Origin of the sequence: Bacillus sp. 22446, from assembly GCF_052044955.1 — a bacterium.
Classification (GTDB): Bacteria; Bacillota; Bacilli; order Bacillales; family Bacillaceae; genus Bacillus; species Bacillus altitudinis.
Genome location: NZ_JBQEOD010000005.1, coordinates 37,655 through 59,032 on the forward strand (window position 1 = coordinate 37,655; position 21,378 = coordinate 59,032).

Annotated in this window: 18 protein-coding genes; 13 read left to right on the forward strand and 5 right to left on the reverse strand. The window is 41.3% G+C overall.

Going from position 1 to position 21,378, the window contains the following annotated elements; genetic code table 11:
- Nucleotides 1-42: 42 nt before the first annotated feature.
- Nucleotides 43-1,041, reverse strand: a complete 999-nt coding sequence (yumC, locus tag ACTJJD_RS11675; RefSeq protein ID WP_039181175.1) for a ferredoxin--NADP reductase 2 — start codon at nucleotides 1,039-1,041, stop codon at nucleotides 43-45.
- Between the two features lie 390 nt (nucleotides 1,042-1,431).
- Between yumC and ACTJJD_RS11680 the strand changes: the two genes are divergently transcribed.
- The 4 genes from ACTJJD_RS11680 (at nucleotide 1,432) to ACTJJD_RS11695 (ending at nucleotide 4,057) form a co-directional block, all read left to right on the forward strand.
- Complete coding sequence (locus ACTJJD_RS11680; RefSeq protein WP_160758061.1) at nucleotides 1,432-2,649, forward strand: NAD(P)/FAD-dependent oxidoreductase; 1,218 nt, start codon at nucleotides 1,432-1,434, stop codon at nucleotides 2,647-2,649.
- A gap of 136 nt (nucleotides 2,650-2,785) precedes the next feature.
- Complete coding sequence (locus ACTJJD_RS11685; RefSeq protein ID WP_008346797.1) at nucleotides 2,786-2,911, forward strand: YuiA family protein; 126 nt, start codon at nucleotides 2,786-2,788, stop codon at nucleotides 2,909-2,911.
- A gap of 81 nt (nucleotides 2,912-2,992) precedes the next feature.
- Entirely contained in the window at nucleotides 2,993-3,313 is a 321-nt protein-coding gene (locus ACTJJD_RS11690) for a YuiB family protein (protein ID WP_003212933.1), read from the forward strand.
- A gap of 99 nt (nucleotides 3,314-3,412) precedes the next feature.
- A complete protein-coding gene (locus tag ACTJJD_RS11695) occupies nucleotides 3,413-4,057 on the forward strand; it encodes a 3D domain-containing protein (RefSeq protein WP_007500437.1) in 645 nt (214 codons plus the stop codon).
- Nucleotides 4,058-4,097: 40 nt separating this feature from the next.
- Here ACTJJD_RS11695 and ACTJJD_RS11700 read toward each other — a convergent pair whose 3' ends face one another.
- Entirely contained in the window at nucleotides 4,098-4,574 is a 477-nt protein-coding gene (locus ACTJJD_RS11700) for a divergent PAP2 family protein (RefSeq protein WP_008346791.1), read from the reverse strand.
- A gap of 78 nt (nucleotides 4,575-4,652) precedes the next feature.
- On the opposite strand from ACTJJD_RS11700, the gene ACTJJD_RS11705 reads away from it, so the two are divergent.
- The 3 genes from ACTJJD_RS11705 to ACTJJD_RS11715 all read left to right on the forward strand — a co-directional run bounded on the left by ACTJJD_RS11705 (nucleotide 4,653) and on the right by ACTJJD_RS11715 (nucleotide 7,859).
- Nucleotides 4,653-4,844, forward strand: a complete 192-nt coding sequence (locus tag ACTJJD_RS11705) for a hypothetical protein (protein WP_126268982.1) — start codon at nucleotides 4,653-4,655, stop codon at nucleotides 4,842-4,844.
- A gap of 56 nt (nucleotides 4,845-4,900) precedes the next feature.
- Nucleotides 4,901-6,391 (forward strand): leucyl aminopeptidase, encoded by a 1,491-nt coding sequence (locus ACTJJD_RS11710; protein WP_008346787.1) that lies wholly within the window; start codon nucleotides 4,901-4,903, stop codon nucleotides 6,389-6,391.
- A gap of 139 nt (nucleotides 6,392-6,530) precedes the next feature.
- Nucleotides 6,531-7,859 carry a Na+/H+ antiporter family protein gene (locus ACTJJD_RS11715; protein ID WP_217816344.1) on the forward strand — a complete coding sequence of 443 codons (1,329 nt, stop codon included), beginning with the start codon at nucleotides 6,531-6,533 and terminating at the stop codon, nucleotides 7,857-7,859.
- 47 nt (nucleotides 7,860-7,906) lie between these two features.
- Here the strand turns inward: ACTJJD_RS11715 and ACTJJD_RS11720 are convergent, their stop codons facing one another.
- The 3 genes from ACTJJD_RS11720 to ACTJJD_RS11730 all read right to left on the reverse strand — a co-directional run bounded on the left by ACTJJD_RS11720 (nucleotide 7,907) and on the right by ACTJJD_RS11730 (nucleotide 11,096).
- Entirely contained in the window at nucleotides 7,907-8,503 is a 597-nt protein-coding gene (locus tag ACTJJD_RS11720) for a biotin transporter BioY (protein WP_284565165.1), read from the reverse strand.
- A gap of 116 nt (nucleotides 8,504-8,619) precedes the next feature.
- Complete coding sequence (gene ald / locus ACTJJD_RS11725) at nucleotides 8,620-9,756, reverse strand: alanine dehydrogenase (RefSeq protein WP_017358929.1); 1,137 nt, start codon at nucleotides 9,754-9,756, stop codon at nucleotides 8,620-8,622.
- Between the two features lie 110 nt (nucleotides 9,757-9,866).
- Entirely contained in the window at nucleotides 9,867-11,096 is a 1,230-nt protein-coding gene (locus ACTJJD_RS11730; RefSeq protein ID WP_008345900.1) for a PucR family transcriptional regulator, read from the reverse strand.
- A 407-nt stretch (nucleotides 11,097-11,503) separates the two neighbouring features.
- Between ACTJJD_RS11730 and ACTJJD_RS11735 the strand changes: the two genes are divergently transcribed.
- The 6 genes from ACTJJD_RS11735 to essA all read left to right on the forward strand — a co-directional run bounded on the left by ACTJJD_RS11735 (nucleotide 11,504) and on the right by essA (nucleotide 21,359).
- Nucleotides 11,504-11,797: a WXG100 family type VII secretion target gene (locus tag ACTJJD_RS11735; RefSeq protein ID WP_003213769.1), complete on the forward strand. Its 294-nt coding sequence runs from the start codon at nucleotides 11,504-11,506 to the stop codon at nucleotides 11,795-11,797.
- 95 nt (nucleotides 11,798-11,892) lie between these two features.
- Complete coding sequence (locus ACTJJD_RS11740; RefSeq protein WP_008345897.1) at nucleotides 11,893-12,132, forward strand: EsaB/YukD family protein; 240 nt, start codon at nucleotides 11,893-11,895, stop codon at nucleotides 12,130-12,132.
- A 14-nt stretch (nucleotides 12,133-12,146) separates the two neighbouring features.
- The gene (gene essB / locus ACTJJD_RS11745; RefSeq protein ID WP_008345895.1) at nucleotides 12,147-13,460 is read left to right on the forward strand and encodes a type VII secretion protein EssB; all 1,314 of its coding nucleotides are present in this window, start codon (nucleotides 12,147-12,149) and stop codon (nucleotides 13,458-13,460) included.
- 51 nt (nucleotides 13,461-13,511) lie between these two features.
- The gene (gene essC / locus ACTJJD_RS11750) at nucleotides 13,512-17,987 is read left to right on the forward strand and encodes a type VII secretion protein EssC (protein WP_440608426.1); all 4,476 of its coding nucleotides are present in this window, start codon (nucleotides 13,512-13,514) and stop codon (nucleotides 17,985-17,987) included.
- Nucleotides 17,984-20,881 carry a type VII secretion protein EsaA gene (gene esaA, locus ACTJJD_RS11755; protein ID WP_440608427.1) on the forward strand — a complete coding sequence of 966 codons (2,898 nt, stop codon included), beginning with the start codon at nucleotides 17,984-17,986 and terminating at the stop codon, nucleotides 20,879-20,881. Before essC ends, esaA begins: the two co-directional genes overlap by 4 nt.
- A complete protein-coding gene (essA, locus tag ACTJJD_RS11760; RefSeq protein WP_440608428.1) occupies nucleotides 20,862-21,359 on the forward strand; it encodes a type VII secretion protein EssA in 498 nt (165 codons plus the stop codon). Before esaA ends, essA begins: the two co-directional genes overlap by 20 nt.
- Nucleotides 21,360-21,378 lie beyond the last annotated feature (19 nt).

Below are 21,378 nucleotides of genomic sequence, written 5' to 3' on the forward strand. Positions count from 1 at the left end.
AAAAGGAGTTCCGCAGATGGAACTCCTTTTTTTGATCCGTTCTTATTTATTTTCAAATAAGCTTGTGGAATGAAGAGGCTGTACACGAGCTTTCGGGTCCATGTAAGCTTTCGCGTTGTTCACAGCAGTTGGTGCTTCACCAAATCCGCTTGCGATTAATTTGACTTTTCCTTCATACGTACAGATGTCTCCTGCCGCATAGAAGCCTTCGATGTTTGTTTCCATCGTGGATTTGACCACGATAGAGTTCTTTTCGATTTCAAGGCCCCATTGTTTGATTGGTCCAAGGGAGGAAACAAAACCGAAGTTGACGATCACGTCGTCCACATCTAGTACTTGTTTTTTATCGCCTTTCACTTCTTCAAGCACAATTTGTTCAATGCGGTCTTCCCCAATGAGCTCAGTTGGCACAAATGGTGTCAGCACATTGACTTTCGAGTTGTGCAAGTTTTCTACACTGTGCTCATGTGCACGGAATTTATCACGACGGTGAATAATCGATACTTCTTTTGCGATTGGCTCAAGCATCAGTGCCCAGTCAACCGCAGAGTCTCCGCCGCCAAGAACAGCAACACGTCTGCCAGCGAATTGGTTCAAGTCATTGATGAAGTAATGCAGGTTGCTTCCTTCAAATGATTCTGCTGTATCTAGCTCAAGCTTTCTCGGTTGGAATGCACCGTTACCAGCTGTAATGATGATCGTTTTTGAATAATGAACCTCTTGATTCGTAACGAGTTTGAAGATACCGTCTGCTTGTTTTTCAACCGTTTCCACAGCTTGCTCTAAGCAAATGGTTTGATCAAATTTATCCATTTGTTCCTTTAAATTATCAACTAATTCTTGTGCGCGGATTTTTGGGAAACCAGCCACATCATAAATGTATTTTTCAGGGTAAAGAGCGGATAGTTGACCGCCGAGCTGAGGAAGGCTTTCAATGATTTTCACACTTGCCTGTCTCATGCCTCCGTAAAACGCAGTAAACAATCCGACTGGGCCGCCCCCGATAACGGTAATGTCATATACCTTAGAATCTTCTTGCATTCCTTAATCCTCCCAAATGAAAATTGTTATCACTATATCATATCATACCACATATCGTCGTTTGACTTGTTTTGAAAAACTTGTCGTTTTTTGATGCCGATGCTGTGAAAAGGGGAAAAAAGAGAGAAAGACCGTTTATCCTAAGGATTTTCAGTTTAAAGCCTTGAAAAAAGGAGCAGAACTCGCTATTATTGTTAAGGGAACTAAATATTAATTTTTTATGAATTTTTGTCGGATACGGTCAAATGCTTTCGTTTTTTGTAGGTGAAAGTTCAGATTTTCACATACTTATTTTTTTGTTTAAATTTCATAAAATGCCGCAAAGCGGTTGAGAATAACGATATGTAATTCTTTATCCGTTTTACAGCAAATTTAAAAAAGGTGGATGTGATTCCAGTGAATAAACCGAAAATCGTTGTATTAGGTGCAGGTTATGGCGGATTAATGACTGTAACAAGATTAACAAAACAGCTTGGCACAAATGATGCGGACATTACTCTTGTGAACAAGCATAATTATCATTACGAAACAACATGGTTACATGAAGCAAGTGCAGGTACTCTTCATCATGACCGTTGTCGTTATCAAATCAAAGATGTGATTAACAGTTCCCGTGTCAACTTTGTACAAGCAACAGTTGAAAGCATTAATAAGGAAGAGAAGAAAGTTGTGACATCAGATGGCGAACTTTCTTATGACTACCTTGTTGTTGCGCTTGGTGCTGTTCCTGAAACATTTGGTATTGCAGGACTGAAAGAATATGCATTCTCAATCTCTAACATCAACTCTGCTCGTCAGCTTCGTGAGCACATTGAACTTCAATTTGCGACATATAATACGGAAGCTGAAAAGCGTCCAGAGCGTCTGACAATCGTTGTCGGCGGTGCAGGCTTCACAGGTATTGAGTTCCTTGGTGAGCTTGGAAACCGTGTACCTGAGCTTTGCAAAGAGTATGATATTGATCAAAAAGACGTGCGTATTATCTGTGTAGAAGCTGCACCAACAGCTCTTCCAGGATTTGATCCTGAATTGATCGACTATGCGATGAACTACCTTCAAGGTAAAGGTGTTGAGTTCAAAATCGGTACAGCGATCAAAGAATGTACGCCTGAAGGCATCATTGTTGGAAAAGACGATGATACAGAAGAAATCAAAGCAGAAACAGTTGTTTGGGCTGCTGGTGTACGTGGTAACCCAATCGTTGAAGAAGCTGGATTTGAAAACATGCGCGGCCGCGTAAAAGTGTCTCCAGATCTTCGTGTACCAGAAAATGAAGATGTATTCATCATCGGTGACTGCTCATTAATCATCAATGAAGAAATTAATCGTCCATACCCACCTACTGCACAAATTGCGATGCAGCAAGGTGAAACAGTAGCGAAAAACCTTGCAGCACTAGTAAAAGGTGGCACGCTTGAAAGCTTTAAGCCAGACATCAAAGGAACAGTTGCTTCTCTTGGTGAACACGACGCTGTAGGTGTTGCGTTTGGTAAAAAACTTCAAGGAACAAAAGCTTCTGCAATGAAAAAAATCATCGACAACCGTTCATTATTCATGGTTGGGGGACCAGGACTTGTTCTGAAAAAAGGAAAATTCAAGTTCTTCTAAACCGATATAGACAAAAACGTGTATCCTTGTGGTACACGTTTTTTTTATGTTTTACGGAATATTTTCTCACTTGGTACTGGACAGAAAAATATGTTATGATGAATTATCAGAAAATTTAGATTAAGGAGTGAGCAATATGAATGCACAAACGAAAGAAAAAAAGTCAACTTGTCAGTATTGTTCAGGAAAAGGATATTTTCAGTTATTGCTCGGCGGATCAGAAACATGTGAGGAATGTAAAGGGACAGGAAAGAAGCATTAATCTTACGGCTTTTTCCATTGATTGACTTCATCTCTATTTCCAAGTTAAACTAATGATGGGATATTTGGGGGTGGAGATGAAGTGATCAGTTTACCAGTCGTTATCATTTCAGTTATTTTATTTTTCGTGTTATTCTTCGGCATTGGCTTTTTGCTGAATATGCTGCTGAGAATGTCATGGATTATGGCAATTTTATATCCAATTGTATGCCTTTTCATTATCAATAATCAAAAGATGATCGCTTATGTAAGAGAACCAGGTATTGCTTTTTCCGGGATAGGAGACCGCATCGTTTCTCTTGCTGCAGCAGATATCATCATTTTATTAAGTGGTCTAATTGGTGCCATTGCCTCAGGTTTTGTCATCAATGCCCTTCGTAAAAGAGGCTATCAAATGTTTTAACTCACTTGTCTACACGCAAGTGGGTTTTTTTGTTTCTCCTTTGCATAGTTTCCATTTTGTTTGGAAACAAATAGATGGGTAGAGGAGTGACAAATAGAGATGAAAACATGGATGAAACGATTGTTCATGACAGCCCTTTTTATGCTTGCCTTGATGACAAGCTTTACGGGCATATCTGGCGTAGAGCCAAGTGATTTAGCTGCATGGGTGAAAGAGACCGATGCCGGTAAGCACGTATCTTCTTTTTTAAAGCATCCAAAAAGGCAGACGATGGCGGTGAAAAGTGACGATTTGCGAGCTGTTTCTCTCGAAGAAGCATTTAATTGGAACGATTATCCGAAGCAAAAGGTTGTCGCCACAGGTTATACAGCAGGTGTAGAATCAACAGGTAAGACGAAAGAACATCATGCATATGGCATTACATATTCAGGCGTCAAAGTAAAACGTGATTTATATTCAACCGTGGCAGCGGACCCATCTGTCTTTCCGATAGGAACTGTCCTGTTTATCCCCAATTATGGCTATGGTGTAGTCGCAGATACTGGGAAAGCGATTAAAGGTCATAAGCTTGATTTATATTATGAAACGGTTGATGATGTGTATAGAGAATGGGGTAAAAAAGTGCTGGACGTTTATGTGATTAAAAAGGGTGAAGGAACGCTGACAGAAAAAGACTTAAATCAGTTGAATGAAGCGGAATCGATGCAAGTGTTCCGGCAGCAGTTTCAAGCCAATAAAGAATAAAAAAGCTTTGGATCTCAAAAGGTCCAAAGCTTTTTCGCTTCTACATGAAGTAATAATCTAAGATGAGAGTGAGCAAGATTCCTGTTAAGCCGCCGAAGAAGACTTCGATTGGCTTATGCCCAAGAAGCTCTTTCAATTTCTTTTGCTTCTCTTTTTCTTCCGCATTTGGGAAGTTCTTTGCCTCGGCAACAAACCGGTTAAAATCTGTGACCAGTTTGTTTAGGACAGTTGCCTGTTCTCCTGCCTGTCTGCGAACACCAGTCGCATCAAACATTGTAATAATGGCAAAGATGGCGGAAATGGCAAAAATAGATGTTCCTAGCCCGTGCTCTAAAGCAACTGCTGTTGAGAGTGCTGTTACTGCTGCGGAGTGTGAACTTGGCATTCCGCCTGTGCTTGTAATGAGCGACCAATCTAGTCGTCTAGAAATGATAAATTGAATCGGTACTTTTACAAATTGTGCAAAAAAGATGGCTGCAAGGCTGGCAAGCAGCGGAAAATTCGTCAGTACGCTCATGAACAAGAAACATCCTCTCTTTAAGAAAAAATAACGTGCAAAATGATAAAGTATTTACCCTAGTAAGATAAAAAAATGATGGCAGTAAGAACTGTTGCCAAGTCCATGTTCATTATAACATTAAAGAAAGTAGATGTGGAACGAGGAGACCATGGACAGGCTGCTATTGATCGCTGCCGCTTTTTCATGATGCCCTTCCGCGTGCCAAAATATAAATGTTCTTCAAGAGAAGACAGGCTGGCAATGATCGTATCAGCACATAAATTTTGATATAATAGAAGTTCCAATGTGAAATATGGAGTTCATTGAAGGAGCGTGTGATAAATATGTTTTTCTCGACAAATGAGTTGCAACATAAAGATACACTGGCCATCGGACTTTTTCAAAAGAGCCAATTATCAGGAAAAGCAAAAGAAATGGATGAGTTACATGGAGGAAGAATCACTGAATTATTAAAAGAAGGCGATATTTCATCTAAACGAAATCAGCTTTCGAAATTTTTCCCATCCCCTGAAACCGGCATTAAACGTATTTATTTTGTCGGGCTTGGGAAGGAGTCAGATTACACGTTTGAAGAGGCAAAGGAAGTGTTTGCGCATTTATTTAAAAAGCTTCATCAAGATAAAAAGCAAGCAGTTTCGGTTTTGCTTGATACATTCACAGGAAAGGATCTGCCTGTTCAAGATGCAGCCCATGCCCTTTCTGAAAGCTGCCTTTTAGCTACATATGAATTACAAGATTTTAAACATAAAACGAATGAACCGGATCGCTTTATCGAATTTGTTTATGCAACGACGGATCATGATGCAGCTGAAATTCAGGCAAGTCTGAAAGTGGGCGAAGTCTACGGACAATCGGTCAATTCGGCTCGTACACTTGTGAATATGCCGCCGAACATGCTCACGTCCTCTGATCTTGCTTCCTATGCGGCTGAGCTTGCTTATAAATATGAATTCGAGATTGAAATTTTAGATAAAGAACAAATGGAAGAGCTCGGAATGGGCGGTATTCTAGCCGTTAATAGAGGCTCAACAGAACCACCAAAGCTGATTGTATTGAAATATCAAGGCAAGGAAGAATGGACAGACGTCATCGGCCTTGTCGGTAAAGGGATTACGTATGATACAGGTGGGTATTCCTTAAAGCCAAGAGCAAGTATGGTGGGGATGAAAACAGATATGGGCGGTTCAGCCTCTGTTTTAGGCGCAATGGAAATCATCGGTGAACTTCGTCCAGAGCAGAATGTCATTGCGGTCATCGCCTCAACAGATAATATGGTCTCAGCAGATGCGATGAAGCCAGATGACGTCATTGTCTCACTAAGCGGCAAAACAATCGAAGTGCTTAACACGGATGCAGAAGGTCGTCTTGTTTTAGCAGATGGTGTGACCTATGCGAAGCAGCATGGCGCCTCTGTGCTTGTGGATGTTGCGACATTAACAGGCGGTGTCATTGTGGCACTTGGGAATGAAACAACAGGCGTGATGACCAATAACGATGAACTGTATGCCCAGTTTAAAGAGGCATCAGAAGAATGCGGGGAAATGATTTGGCAGCTGCCAATCACCGAAAAAGATAAAAAACGAGTAAGAAACAGCAAAATGGCTGATCTGAATAACTCACCAGGTCGTGATGGTCATGCGATCATGGCAGGTGCATTCATTGGGGAATTCGCTGAAGACACCCCTTGGGTTCACTTAGATATTGCAGGAACAGCCACGACAGAAAAGCCTTCATGCTTTGGTCCAACAGGAGCAACAGGTGTGATGGTCAGATCATTAGCGACATTTGTGGAACGATTTGAACCGAAGAAATAACAACGGAAGCTCTGCCAACTGGCAGAGCTTTTTATGTAGGACATACGCCATTTGACGAAGTAAATTTTCTATGGTAACATACGTTGGTACTTTAATTATCTACTACATTAGTAAACTAAAGGATTTCGGAGGTTTCACCATGAATGCAGTTGTTTTAGCGGTTGTTTTAATGTTGATATTAAGCTTGCTGCGGGTCAATGTCGTGATTGCGCTGGCACTTGGCGCTTTAGCGGGCGGACTTGCAGGTGGATTAGGTCTAGGGGGAACAGTTCAAGCGTTCACTGACGGTCTTGGCGGAAATGCGACAGTGGCGATTAGTTACGCACTATTAGGTGCATTTGCAGCCGCACTGACGAAAACGGGTCTTCCTGATGCTATGGTCGAAGGAGCAGTAAAGCTTCTTGGAAAAGAAGGCGATTCAAGAAGAAAAACATTATCAAAAGTGCTCATTATTCTGGTCATTTTGATCGTATCTTGTTTTTCTCAAAACGTTGTTCCTGTTCATATTGCCTTTATTCCGGTCTTAATCCCGCCATTATTAAAGGTGTTTAACGAGCTTCAAATTGACCGCAGACTGCTAGCATGTGTGATGACTTTCGGACTTACTGCACCATATATTTTACTTCCGGTCGGTTTTGGACAGATTTTTCATGGAATGCTTCGTGACAACATGAAAGATGCAGGTTTAACAGTGAATTTAGCAGACATTCCGTATGCGATGCTGATTCCTGTAGGCGGCATGGTTCTTGGCTTGATCGTTTCACTCTTTGTCTATCGTAAGCCAAAAACATATGAAAATCGTGACATTACGGATGTAGAAAAATCAGCATATACAAAAAAGAGCTTATTCTTTGCTGGACTTGCGATCCTTGTATCACTTATTGTTCAGTTATATCTCTCTCAAAGCCTTGGAGTCGAAGGGATGATCTTCGGTGCGCTTGCAGGCTTGCTTGTCTTGTTTGTAACTGGAATGATGAAACGTGATGAAGCAGATGCGCTGATTACATCTGGCATGAACATGATGGCATTTATCGGATTTGTCATGCTTGTTGCAGCTGGATTTGCCAATGTTTTAACGAAAACAGGAGATATTGAATCTCTCGTCAAGGCGTCTTCTCAATTTATCGGAAACAGCCAAAGCTTAGCGGCTATTTTAATGCTACTGGTGGGTCTGCTAGTGACAATGGGCATTGGCTCATCATTTGCAACGATTCCGATTATTACGACGATCTTTGTCCCGCTTTGTTTACACTTAGGATTCAGCCCGATGGCGACTATTGCGATTATTGGTTCAGCTGCGGCGGTAGGAGATGCAGGTTCACCTGCAAGCGACAGTACACTCGGACCAACATCTGGACTGAATATGGATGGACAGCATCACCACATTTGGGGTACATGTGTCCCAACATTCGCCTTTTATAATATCCCGCTCGTCTTGTTCGGCTGGCTTGCGGCAATTATACTATAAATGAAAAAAGGTTCCTTACTCATAGAGTAAAGGAACCTTTTCTGATATTAGGAAGCTGTTTGTTCTTTTCGAAAGGATGTGGCTTTTGAAACTGATCGATAAATTTTAGGTGCCAGCATCGCAAGGAGGATGGTCAGCGCGTAGTCTTTTACCATAAACCACATCATGAAGAACCATGTGGTTTGATAAGAGATTGGTGCGTTCAGCCATACATTTAATGCGATGTACGTATAAGTTGTCCCGATCACATATATCACGGTCGTTCCTGCAATGGCTGCAAATAAAAAGCGGCCAAAACCAGGGTTTTGTCTTTTTTCAAGAATGAATCCGGCAAGCCATGCAGCAGGAATGTATGATAACACAAAGCCACCGCTTTTTCCTAAAATAACGCCGAGACCCGCCGAGAACTGTGCGAATACAGGTGCACCAGCAATCCCAACAAGAGCATAGACAATCATGGCCAATGCGCCAAGTCGTCTGCCCAGCAAAAGACCAGCAAGCACACAAAAAAACGGCTGCATCGTAAGTGGGATTCCGCCAACCTGTAAAAATGGCACAATGGATGTGATATTGGCTCCGATAGCCATGAGTGCAGCAAACATCCCGACGAGCACAAAGTCAGCTGTTCTTGTCTTCTTTTGCATGATATTTCCCCCTGTCTTATCTGTACAAATAGATTAAGGGGAAGAGGTTCTTTTGTCAACTCATTTTTATTTTAGGTTAACAATAAAACCCGCCCCTGAAAAGGGCGGGCTAGATATTAAGCTTCGGTCATGGAAGAGGTTTCAAGGGCTTTACTAACAGGCACATAATCATAGCCGAGATCACGAGCAACAGCTTCATAGGTGATATGTCCGTTCATCACATTGACGCCTTCAGCAATCGCCTTGTTTTCTTTGATCGCTTTTGCAGCGCCTTTATTTGCAATCTGCAGTGCGTATGGGACCGTGACGTTTGTTAAAGCAACTGTCGATGTTCTCGGAACCGCTCCTGGCATATTGGCAACAGCATAATGTAAAATGCCGTGCTTTTCATAAGTAGGCTGATCATGTGTTGTAATATGATCGATTGTTTCCACAATCCCGCCTTGGTCAATGGCTACATCGACAATGACAGAACCAGGCTTCATTTGTTTCACCATTTCTTCTGTGACAAGGGTTGGAGCTTTAGCACCTGGGATGAGAACCGCACAAATGAGCAGGTCTGCCTCGCTCACTGAATCTGCAATGTTAACAGGATTAGACATTAACGTTTTCATTTGATGACCAAACTGATCGTCCAGCTGACGTAATCGTTCCGCATTTACATCAATAAGGGTGACATCTGCGCCAAGTCCGATCGCCATTTTCGCTGCATTTGTTCCAACGACACCGCCGCCAATAATGGTGACTTTCCCTCTCGATACTCCTGGCACGCCGGCGAGCAAAATGCCTTTTCCGCCTTTTGGCTTTTCTAAAAATTGAGCACCAATCTGAGCAGCCATTCTACCTGCTACTTCAGACATTGGCGTTAATAGAGGGAGTGATTTTCCGTCCGTTACCGTTTCATAAGCAATGGCTGTTACACCTTTTTGTTTTAATGCTTCAGCCAAGGAGGGCTCTGCTGCAAGGTGCAAGTACGTAAATAAGATCAGACCTTCTCTGAAATAAGCATATTCTTCAGGTAATGGTTCTTTTACCTTCATAATCATATCAGAAGATGCCCACACATCTTTCGCTTGATCAAGAATCTCTGCACCAACAGATACATAATCGTCATCAGTGAAACCGCTTCCAAAACCAGCGTTCGTTTCGATTAAAATCTGGTGTCCAGCTGAAAGCAATTGAGATGCTGCTCCTGGTGTTAATGCGACCCGGTTTTCATTGTTCTTAATCTCTTTCGGAATGCCGATGATCATATCAATTCCTCCTATGCTTATCTATTGATATTGTATGTCTAGTGTATCCTGAAAGTTTAGAAAATTCTTCGGTTGAATGAAAAAATTAAAAAACGCCTCTTTGTGAAATTTCACAAAGGGACGTTTTTTAGCTTCATATCAAGATAAATAGTCATTTTCTCATTCATGTTTTTTAAATCAATTTCTGCAATGTCCGTAATCCGCTTCAGTCTGTAATTCAGTGTGTTGATATGAATATTTAACTGCTTTGCGGCGATATTGGCGTTGCTGTCACAATCAATAAATCGTTCAAGGGTTTCGACGAGGTTGGAATGATGCCTGAGGTCGTAATCCTCAAGCTTTGATAAAGAGTAACTGGAATAAGACGATCCCTTTCGTTTTTCAGCAAGCACATCTAAGTATTGATAAATACCCAGTTCAGAAAAGCTGTTTAATTGTTCTGTTTCCACAGGAAAGCGTTCTTTTGTTTTTAAGACGGCCAGTGCTTCTTTATAGGATGGCTGAATATGAGTAATGTGATCGTAAATACCACCAATGGCCGCCTGAACGTCATGGAGCTGATACCGATCAGACAACTGCTTTAGCATGCCGCTTGTGAATTGTTTAATATCTTGAAGCGGATGTTCTGTTTTTGGCGAGACAAGAATAATGAATTCGTTAAAATCAACAGTCGTTAACAGCACCTGCACTTGCTGCGTTGTTTCAAGCAGATAGGAGAGCTTCTTTTCCGTATCTTCAGTGAGTTCATCACGAAGGCGAAAAATAATAATGGCATACGTGTCTGGACACCTCATCCCAAGCCTCAAGAAGAGATCAAGCATCTCATCCTTTTCATGAATATGTCCTGTGAGCATCTTCCAAAATAGCTCCTGATTGCGTTCTTCTGTTTTCGTTTTTCGAATTTGTAAATTGAGTAATTTGTTTTTCACGGCATGTGCTGCCATCTTGAGAAGGTCCATTTCTTCATCTGAAAAAGGCTGCGTGGATTCAATTGCCCAGATAAAGCCGAGCACCTCTTTGTCTTTCCATATGGAAATGGCAACCCTGCTGGATAGACCGACTTCTGCAATTTGAGGTACGCGAAGCGGTTCATCTGTTTTAAGGAGTGTAGGAATGATACCGTCTTTCCAAAGCCGATTAATGACTTTTTCCGGTACACGGCGGGAGATAATGGTTGAAGTTCTGGCGGGATCAGTGAAATCATTATGTGTGCTATAGGCTAATAATCGATGATGAGTATCTTCTATAGTAATAGGGCAATTGAGCACATCACTAATTTGGTCTGCCACATCCTCTAAACGATCAAGGCTATACTTAAATGGATCTGTCTTTTTTGTCATAAAAAACCCCTGCTTTTTCGAATATTTCACGTACTTACATTATGAAGAGAATCAGGTACGTAAATCAACAAAAAAATGCCATAATCATTAAAAAAACAAAAAGCTTGAGAAATGAGCACATTGGTCATGCGTTGATCACAAAAAGAAATAGTACAATAATAATGTAGTGAAAAATCAATAGGCGGAAAGATTCATCGAAGTGCACGCCCTTTTATTAAGAATATATGACCAAAAAATTGTTAAATACTAGATAAAGAGCGAAAAAACAGTAATTCCATAGACTCATTTTGTAAAATAAAAACAGATTTGTTTGACTGTGTATCATTTCTGTTTTTATAATAATAACGTCAAAAAATAAGTGGATTAGCCCATTATATGGCGGCTATGCACGGGAGGTAATGAGGAATATGTCAGGAATTATTCGCGTAACCCCAGAAGAACTAAGAGCGACCGCTAAGCAATATGGTGTTGAAAGTCAAGAAGTGTTAAACCAAGTTGATCGTCTAAATAGAATGATCTCTGACCTAAAAGGAATGTGGGAAGGTGCTTCTAGTGAAGCATTCGCTGATCAATACGAACAGCTTAAACCTTCATTCATCAAAATGTCTGATCTATTAACAGATGTCAGCAATCAGCTTGATCAAACTGCAAATACACTTGAAAGCACTGACCAAGACATCGCTAGCCAAATCCGCGGCTAATCAAAGGGATTTCCTTTCTAAGTGTGAAAAGCAGAAAAAGCGCCGAGTCTGTCAGTTGATGCCGGCGCTCTTTCTATTTTGTGAGGTGGAAATTTGTGTATATCGATATTACCATCGACTTAAAAAACTATGATGGCAGTGTGTTTGATTTGAGACTATCAAATTATTTACATATTAAACAAGTCATCCATATCGCCTGGCAGGCAAAACAAATCTCACTCCCTAAACGAGATGGCGGATGGGTGCGTGTAGTCAATAAGAAAGCTGTGTTTTCAGGCGAATATAAGCTGTCAGACTGTGGAATCACCACAGGAGACAGGCTGGAAATACTATGAAAGGACTTTTGTAAATGGCAGATAAAAAGAGTTCCTATTTAGAAGAACAATTAGAAGCAGTCATGAAAAAAGAGGAAGGCACTTACACCTTCATTTTTCAAAGAGAGACAATTAAACTCTTAGACGGTTTAGAAGCGGCACCGATTAAAGACATCAATCCTTCATTTAAAAAAGAGATCCAATTAACCGAAGGTGAGGTCATCATTTCGATTCAACCGCCTCCTGCCTATCAGGAATTTCGTTTCATCCATGCAAAGGATGAAAAAAGCAAATGGATTTTTTCATACCAGCTTGTCGATGCAGTGTGCAAACACGACGTGAAGCGGCTGCATCCTATTGTTTCTCCTGAAAACATTGTTTTTCATCAAGGCTTAGCGCCTGCATTTTTGCATTACGGGGTTAAAGAAAGCATCCCGCCATATGAAACCGACCAACATCGTCTGTTAAAAGAGGTCAAAGCCGTCATTCTTCGAGTGGTGGACCATGAATATCAGTTTCAAGAATATTTGGCTTATCATGATACGTTGAAATTATCTGAGCTGGCAAAGGAAATAAGTGATACACAGTCACTGGAAGAATTGTCTGCTTTGATTCAACAAAAAATAGAAGCCATCGAAGCAAAAGAAAAGACGCTCTTAACCATTCCAAAAAAGAAATGGAAGATCGAACGATACATTGGACTTGGTCTCCTTGTTCTTTTGATTCCTGCATTGGTGTATACCATTTACACGTTCTTTTTCGCCATGCCGAAACAAGAAGCGTATGTGGAAGCGAACAAGTATTATCTCAACAAACAGTACAGCCAAGTGGTGGATACGCTCGAAAAATACAAAGCCGATCAAATGCCAGTCTCTCTTCAATATGAACTGGCCATTTCGTATGTGCAAACGAATCAAGGGAATCTATTGCTTGACCAGCACAAAAAAGAAATCACGGATACGTACACATTGCAGACAGACCCGCAATACTTCCTGTTCTGGATTCATATTGGACAAGGCAATAGCAAGGAAGCTCTGGATATTGCAAGGGTGCTCGGGGACGACCGATACATATTCACAGCACTCGTCGCCTACCGCAATGAAATTCAAAATGACGACAGCCTATCTGCTGAAGAAAAACAAAAACAGCTAGATCCAATCATTAAGGAAATGGCAAAATATGAAGAAAAAGAAACAACGGAGACGAGCACCAATGACTCCTCAGATGCAAGCCAAACAGATGAAACAGCTGAACAAAAAGAGCAGTCAAAAGCCGATCAGGAGAAAAAAGAGAAAGAATCTGATGCAAAAAAGAAAACCTCTCAGACGAAAAAAGATGAGAAAAAATAATTCTTTCGATACAACTGACAGTTGGTGCTGTCCGATGAGGAGGTGGAGCGTTTGAGTCTTCTATGGGTTTTTTATGAGGAAGATTATCAAACCGTCCGTTTAGATGAGCAGTTCAACCGGGAAGCTGTGATTGGACCTGAAATAGAGCATACAGTAACGATTCCTTCCCTTTCGTTTGATGAAGGATTGATTCGTTTATCTCCAGATGAAACGAATGGCGGTTTTTCTCTTTATCAGGGCGAAAAAAAGAAAGGTCACTTACTTCCACATGAACCATATCAGGTTGGTTCACTCACACTCATGTTGATGGATTCACATCATGATCAAATCATTTATTACCTAGGAAATAGAGTCGAAGTGACTATTTCAAGTGAAGAAATAGATGAAGCGGATGTGTGGAAAGAAGAAGCCCATTCAATGTTTCAAGATGCCAAATCCTTCACGTTGGAAAAAATAGAAGGCACTTGGTATGTGATTCCCCAAGATGAAACGATCTATGTGAACGGGAAACAGCTGCACGGTCCACAGCAGCTTCTTGCTGGAGATGAGCTGTTTTGGAACTTTTTGACGCTGTCATTGAAAGATGATGATTTATTGCAAGTAACAGCATTTGAACCATTTCAAACACGTTTAGAAAAAACAAGGCCGCCGAGTACCGAAACGAAACAAAAATATCCTTTATATAGACGAACACCACGTTTGATTTACGATCTGCCAGATGACCGGGTGTCTTTCAGCTTTCCTTCACAGGAGAGTGAAAATAACGGCAGAGGACTTTGGCTCGTGGTTCTTCCGCCGCTTGTCATGCTGATTGTCATGGGGATCGTGGCCCTTGTACAGCCGCGAGGTATCTTTATTGTCGTGTCGATGGCGATGTTTATTATGACGTTAATTACTTCGTCCGTTCAATATTTTAAAGAGAAATCACAGCGCAAAAGACGAGAAGAGAAGCGGCAACGCGTTTACTCTCTTTACTTAGAAAATAAGCGGAAAGAGCTGCAAGAGTTGTATGACCGTCAACAATTTATTTTAACGTATCATTATCCGTCTTTTGAACAAATGAAATATTTGACGTCAGAAATCAGCGGGCGTATTTGGGAAAAGACGCTTGTCAGTGATGATTTTTTACAGTTGCGTCTAGGGACAGGTGCAGTTCCTTCAAGTTATGAATTATCGACGAGCGGCGGCGATATGGCCAATCGTGACATCGATGACTTAATGGAACAAACACAGCATATGCAAAACGTCTATCGCGAGGTAAAAGATGTACCGATTACGTTCGGTCTTGCGGACGGTCCAACCGGATTAATAGGAAAACCGGCAATTGTCAAAAATGAGCTTCACCAGCTTGTCGGTCAGCTTGCTTTCTCGCACAGCTATCATGATTTGAGATTTGTTTTTATCTTTAATGAACAGGAGTATGAGAACTGGGAATGGATGAAATGGCTGCCGCACTTCCAACTTCCTCATACATACGGGAAAGGGTTTATATACAACGAACAAACACGTGATCAGCTTTTGTCTTCTATTTATGAAATTTTACGAGAGCGTGATCTGGAAGAGGAAAAAGAGAAAAAAATCTTTACGCCTCACTTTGTGTTTATCGTGACAAACCATGAACTCATTGCGGAACACGTGATTTTAGAATACCTAGAAGGCAGCCGGACGGATTTAGGCATCTCAATTATCTTTGCGGCAGAAACAAAGGAAAGCTTGGCTGAAAATATTTCAACGCTTGTTCGTTACATTAACGAAGAAGAAGGAGATATTCTCATTCAGCATAAGAAGGCCGTACGAATTCCATTTCAGCTGGATGCACATGAGCGAGCGGACAATGAGCTGTTTGCCAGAACCTTAAGAACATTAGATCATCAAGTCGGGATGACCAACTCAATTCCAGAAACGGTCTCCTTCCTTGATCTGTTTCATGCCAAACAGGTAGATGACATTGGCATTCGCGAAAAATGGCTGACATCTGAAACAGCAAAGTCATTATCTGTGCCTATCGGTTATAAAGGAAAAAACGATATTGTCGATCTGAATCTGCATGAAAAAGCACATGGCCCACATGGTCTATTAGCAGGAACAACGGGATCAGGAAAAAGTGAGTTTTTACAGACGTATATTTTATCCTTGGCTGTACACTTTCACCCGCATGAAGTGGCGTTCCTGCTCATTGATTACAAAGGGGGCGGAATGGCGCAGCCGTTCCGAAATATTCCGCACTTACTTGGTACGATCACAAACATTGAAGGCAGTAAAAACTTTAGTGAAAGAGCGCTTGCCTCTATTAAAAGTGAACTGAAGAAAAGACAGCGCTTGTTTGATCAGTATCATGTGAATCATATCAATGACTATACGAAACTCTATAAAGAGAAAAAGGCGGAACAGGCGATGCCTCATTTGTTCTTAATCTCTGATGAGTTTGCTGAATTAAAAAGTGAAGAGCCAGATTTTATTAGAGAGCTTGTCAGTGCCGCGCGGATTGGACGGAGTCTCGGTGTCCATCTCATTTTGGCGACACAAAAGCCCGGCGGGGTCATTGATGATCAAATTTGGAGTAACTCCCGCTTTAAAGTCGCATTAAAGGTACAAGATGCATCAGACAGTAAGGAAATTTTGAAAAATAGTGATGCAGCGTCGATTACCGTGACAGGTCGTGGATATTTACAAGTGGGGAACAATGAAATCTATGAATTATTCCAATCGGCTTGGAGTGGTGCACCGTATATGGAAGATGGCTACGGATCAGAAGATGACATCGCCATTGTAACGGACACTGGACTGATCCCATTATCAGGGGTAAGTACAGAGCCAGCTGTGAAAAAAGAGACAGTGACGGAAATTTCCGCTGTTGTGGATGAAATTGAACGTATGCAGCAGGAGCTTGGAATTGAAAAGCTTCCGAGTCCATGGCTTCCACCGCTTGAAGAGCGTATTCCAAAAACACGTTATGCATCAAGTGAAGAGCACGTCTTCCATTTCGCTCTTGTCGATGAGCCAGATCAGCAAAGCCAGCATCCACTTTCTTATCAAATGATGGAGGATGGAAATATTGGCATCTTCGGTTCATCCGGCTACGGCAAATCACTTGCTGCAACAACACTGCTCATGAGCTTCGCAGAAAGATATTCACCTGAAGAATGGCATGCATATATTTATGACTTCGGTAACGGCACCTTGCTACCGCTTGCCAAACTTCCGCATACGGCTGATTATTTCTTAATGGATCAAATGAGAAAGATTCAAAAGTCGATGAAGCGTCTTCGTGAAGAGGTTGAATATCGCAAGCGTTTATTTAGACAGCAGGAAATGAGTCATATCAAAATGTACAATGCGTTGAATGAGAAAAAGCTTCCATTCATATTTATCGTGATTGACAACTTTGACATTGTGAAAGACGAAATGCATGAGCTCGAATCTGAATTTATTCAGTTAAGCCGTGATGGACAATCGTTAGGCATTTATTTCTTAATCACAGCGACTCGTGTCAACGCAGTCCGTCAATCTCTTATGAACAACTTGAAAACAAAGATTGTCCATTACTTAATGGATCAAGGAGAGGCATACTCCATTATTGGCAGACCGAAATTCAGCTTAGAGCCAGTTCCAGGACGAGTCATTATCAACAAAGAAGAGCTTTACTTTGCACAAATGTTCCTGCCAGTTGAAGGAGAGAACGATCTCGAATTGTTTGAGCATTTAAAACAAGAGATCCAGCTTCTAGATGCTCGCTTTGAATCAGCTGAAAAACCAAAACCTGTACCAATGCTTCCTGATAAGCTGACCATTTGGGAGCTAGAGAGTCGCTTAGAAGGACAAAAACAGCCGTATGAGATTCCAGTCGGACTAGATGAGGAATCTGTTGCACCTGTTTACTTTGACTTGAAGAAGAATAAACACTGCCTCATCATCGGTCAAACGCAGCGAGGGAAAACAAATGTGACCAAACTAATGCTTGATCAGCTATTAGTAGCAAAACCTGAGAAGCTGGCCGTCTTTGATTCGATTGATCGGGGGCTCTCTCATTATGCAAAAGAAGAGAACATTGATTACCTTGAAACAAAGGATGATATCACAGAATGGGCAGAGGAAATAGATCGTTTATTCAAGGTGCGTGAAGAGATGTACGTCGAAGCTGTGCGCCGAGGAGAGACTGATCAGTTGTCGTTCTCTCAAATTGTGCTTGTGATTGATGGCATTACGCGTTTTCAGCAGACAATCGACCCGCGTCTTCAAGATCAATTGGCTGATTTCATGAAGTCATATGCACACTTAGGCTTCAGCCTGATCGCGTCAGGAAATCATACCGAATTCAGTAAAGGCTATGATGCACTCACAAACGAAATCAAACAGGTTCGTCATGCCATGTTACTGATGAAAAAATCAGAGCAAAACATCATACCGCTTCCGTATGCAAGACAAGAACCAGAGATTCAGCCAGGATTCGGATATTTGGTTGAAAACGGGAAAGAGAAGAAAATCCAGGTTCCTTTATGTGCGGTAGAAAGGAAGAGTGTTCAATGACAGAGCAGCAAAAAAGCTCCATCAAAATCGTGTCGACCATGATACTGATTCTCGTCTTGCCGGTTCTATTTTTCCATCTCATTGGGGATGATCCGGCAAAACAGAAAAAGAATGCCACACGTAACATTGCCGTGGTCAATGAGGATATGGGGGCGAGCGAAAGTGAGAATACCGCTCGTTTCGGACAGGATGTGGTGGCGGCATTATCAGAACGTCCAGATTACACATGGACAGTCGTCAATCGAAGTGCGGCAGAAAATGGCCTGAAAAATAGAAAGTACGATGCAGTTCTCTATATTCCATCTGACTTCTCTAAAAATGTGCTGAGCTATGATAAGGATCATCCTGAGAAGGCATCTATCCAATTCTCAATCCAAGATCAGCTCAATGCAGTGAATAAAGAAAAAGTACAAAGAGAGCTAGAAAATGCTCAAAAGAAAATGAATGAACAAATGTCGACTTTATATTGGAGTTTTGTATCACAGGAAATCGGCAATGTCAGAGAAGAGTTTGAGCATATTGTTGGCAAAGAGGTCGAATTCCAAAACACGATGTACAACTTCTATAAGCCAAATTCAAACAAACTATCTGATGCCGTCCAGCAGCAGAAGAAACAAATAGAAGAACTAAAAAATGCGATGGCCGATTCACAAAAACAGTATAAAGACGGTTTAAGTACAACAGAAGAAGCGAAAAGCCAGCTGAAGGATTTCGTAAAAGTAGTCGATCAATATCAGCAGTATCAAGACAAACAAAAGGATCTCTTGATCAAAGCGCAATCGACAAGTAAAAAACAAATCCAGCAAGGACTCAAACAGCTTGCGGAGATTCAAAACCAAAATGCCCGCAGCTTTAGCGATCAAATGGGTGGACTCAAAACCGATATCAATGGGGTCCAAAGTCAGCTCAAAACAACGGACAGTGCGATTCAATCTGTTCAAAAGTCGAGGGAAGAAGCTATTCCTAAGCAATCGACGGGATTAAAGGACCTTGTGAAGACGTCTCAAGAAGAACTGTTGAAGGATTATGAAGGTCAATACTTAGAGGACTATAAAAATAAAATAACAGCTTTGCTGACGAAGCTAAACGTAAAAAGAGAACAGCTATTGGCTGAAACTGAATCGCCAGATGATTCCAGTAACGACGGGCCATCAGATCAAGATAATGAAAACCCAGAAGAGATTGGAATTAACCTCGATGAAGAAACAAATGAGCTCTCTCAAATTTCAACAGAAATGAACGATCTCGCGGATCAATTAGCAAATCAAGAGACACCGCCTTCTATTGAAGGTGATAAAGATGGTGACAACGATGAAAATCCTGCTCAGCCAGATACCGGCAGCACGAATTCATCGAAGGATGACCTTAAAGCACTCTCGACTCGTTTAGAAGAAGTAAAAAAGAAGATTCAAGAGAAAGCTGCTGCTCATAATGAAGAATTAAAAGGCAAAGTGAGTCAAATGAGTAAAGAGCTTGAGAGACTTTCTGAAAAAGTAGGAAAGCTTGAAAAGACGATCCTATTGTTGCAAGATCGATATAATGTGATTCCAAATGAAATCAAAAATCAGGAATCAACTATTTTGAGCAAAGTAAAAGAGTTAGAGAGCAGAAATTCACCGATTGTTAAAGTTTTTAAAGATAATCTTTTTGAGAAAAAGTTTGAAACAAAATCAACAAATACTAAAAAATTAATGGAATACTCCAATCAACTGTCTCAGCTAGAGATGATGCTTGGGAATCTATATCAACCAACAAACAACTCATCTCTACTAGACACAAAAGGAGATGAAATCCAGTCCATTCTTTCCATCAAAAAAGAAGAAACGGAAAACTGGGATACACTCAAAAATCAAATGCTGACGTCAAATGATGATGTGTCTACCTTTATTGATGAGATGCAAAAATTCTCAGATGGCTACGCAGAGTACATTTCGACTCAGCAGGCAAGCATGGAACAGGAGTTAAATGCCATTTCTGAAAGTGCGGACACAGTAGCTGAACAAATGGCTGATCAAGGAGATGCTGTGTATACGGCAGACCTTGCGGGCAGTTCGATTGTTGTGAGTGCACAGGATTCAATTGGTCAGGAAGTGCTTCGTCTTTCTGAAAATATGAGTTCGTTAACTGACCGCCAAAAAGGGGTGGCGGATTATACGAATAATATTGAAGAAAGTGTCACAACCGTTCAAGAAAAAGCAGATACGTTGAACGAAAACTGGAGTAAGAATGTCAATTCTACGAAGCTTGTTCAACAAGATTTAAAGGGTATTTTAGGCAACACTTTAGACGATCAAGGCAACAGCAACTATGTGTATAACCATTTAGCCAATCCGCTGAAAATTAGCGGCGATGTGCCAGAAGAAAAAACGCAGACTGTACCGCCAGTAGTCATTTTGGTTATTGTGATGATCAGCAGTTTGTTGATTGGCTTTTTTAGCTCGTACTATGCGTCAGCGCCAATGCTGGTCAAAGGTGCACTGTTTGGTATTTTAAATCTGCTAGTCGGGCTCATGATCAGTCTGTTTGGACTCAACATTTACAAACTAGCTGATGACCAAGCCATTCAATGGTCGATCTTTACGATTTTGCTGCTAGTGGCATGCTCTGCCTTTATTCGCACAGCTTTCCTTTTCGGTTCAATTGCCGGATGGATGGCAGCAACGGCGCTTATTTTCTTCTTTGTTGCACCGTTAATTGATTTGGTCATGCCAAACTTCCATTTTACAAATCCAGTGACAGACGTGTATCTGTCCATCCAATATGGAAATGGAGACAACTTCGGTATGGGCATCACAGGGCTACTGATTTTAACGATATTGTTCATGGTCATTCCACTAGTGAAGAAGCTATGGAAAGACAAAACAGAGGAACGTGATGTCACTCATGAGGCTTAATCTATTCGTCAAAGGGATGGCACTTGGTGTCATATCCCTTTTTCTCCTCAGTCCTGCTGCTTTTGCTGCTACAGGTGAAGATACGGATACGAATGTCAAGCCGAATGAATATCAAGAAAAGAACCTCAATATTAATTCGAGTATATTGAGGGATCAAACGAAATACGAACAAAGCAAAACAACATCTAAAGTCAAAACGGACATTCACTTTGCTGACCCGCCTAAGACCTCTGGTGGTCAACTTTCGCCGCAACTTTTTAGTGATCTGAAAGACAATCCGCCTAAAACGCCAGCTCGTATGATGAAAGAGATGAATATCTCTTTCAGCGATTCGGCTGTATCAACTCCTTCTGGCGATGATCATGAAAAGCAGAGATCGGCGCTTCTGCCAATCATTTTTGGCATCTTGATCGCCTTTGGCATCATTGTCATGATCATTCTGATTCCAAAGGTGAATGTGAAGACGGAAAAGAAATAGCCTGCCTCTTTAAAAAGGG

Bases quoted from the DNA above. Each gene is read 5' to 3' on its own strand.
- yumC (WP_039181175.1), bottom strand. From the start codon at position 1,041: ATGCAAGAAGATTCTAAGGTATATGACATTACCGTTATCGGGGGCGGC.
- ACTJJD_RS11685 (WP_008346797.1), top strand. From the start codon at position 2,786: ATGAATGCACAAACGAAAGAAAAAAAGTCAACTTGTCAGTATTGTTCA.
- ACTJJD_RS11695 (WP_007500437.1), top strand. From the start codon at position 3,413: ATGAAAACATGGATGAAACGATTGTTCATGACAGCCCTTTTTATGCTT.
- ACTJJD_RS11700 (WP_008346791.1), bottom strand. From the start codon at position 4,574: ATGAGCGTACTGACGAATTTTCCGCTGCTTGCCAGCCTTGCAGCCATC.
- ACTJJD_RS11705 (WP_126268982.1), top strand. From the start codon at position 4,653: ATGGCAGTAAGAACTGTTGCCAAGTCCATGTTCATTATAACATTAAAG.
- ACTJJD_RS11710 (WP_008346787.1), top strand. From the start codon at position 4,901: ATGTTTTTCTCGACAAATGAGTTGCAACATAAAGATACACTGGCCATC.
- ACTJJD_RS11715 (WP_217816344.1), top strand. From the start codon at position 6,531: ATGAATGCAGTTGTTTTAGCGGTTGTTTTAATGTTGATATTAAGCTTG.
- ACTJJD_RS11720 (WP_284565165.1), bottom strand. From the start codon at position 8,503: ATGCAAAAGAAGACAAGAACAGCTGACTTTGTGCTCGTCGGGATGTTT.
- ald (WP_017358929.1), bottom strand. From the start codon at position 9,756: ATGATCATCGGCATTCCGAAAGAGATTAAGAACAATGAAAACCGGGTC.
- ACTJJD_RS11730 (WP_008345900.1), bottom strand. From the start codon at position 11,096: ATGACAAAAAAGACAGATCCATTTAAGTATAGCCTTGATCGTTTAGAG.
- ACTJJD_RS11735 (WP_003213769.1), top strand. From the start codon at position 11,504: ATGTCAGGAATTATTCGCGTAACCCCAGAAGAACTAAGAGCGACCGCT.
- essB (WP_008345895.1), top strand. From the start codon at position 12,147: ATGGCAGATAAAAAGAGTTCCTATTTAGAAGAACAATTAGAAGCAGTC.
- esaA (WP_440608427.1), top strand. From the start codon at position 17,984: ATGACAGAGCAGCAAAAAAGCTCCATCAAAATCGTGTCGACCATGATA.
- essA (WP_440608428.1), top strand. From the start codon at position 20,862: ATGTCACTCATGAGGCTTAATCTATTCGTCAAAGGGATGGCACTTGGT.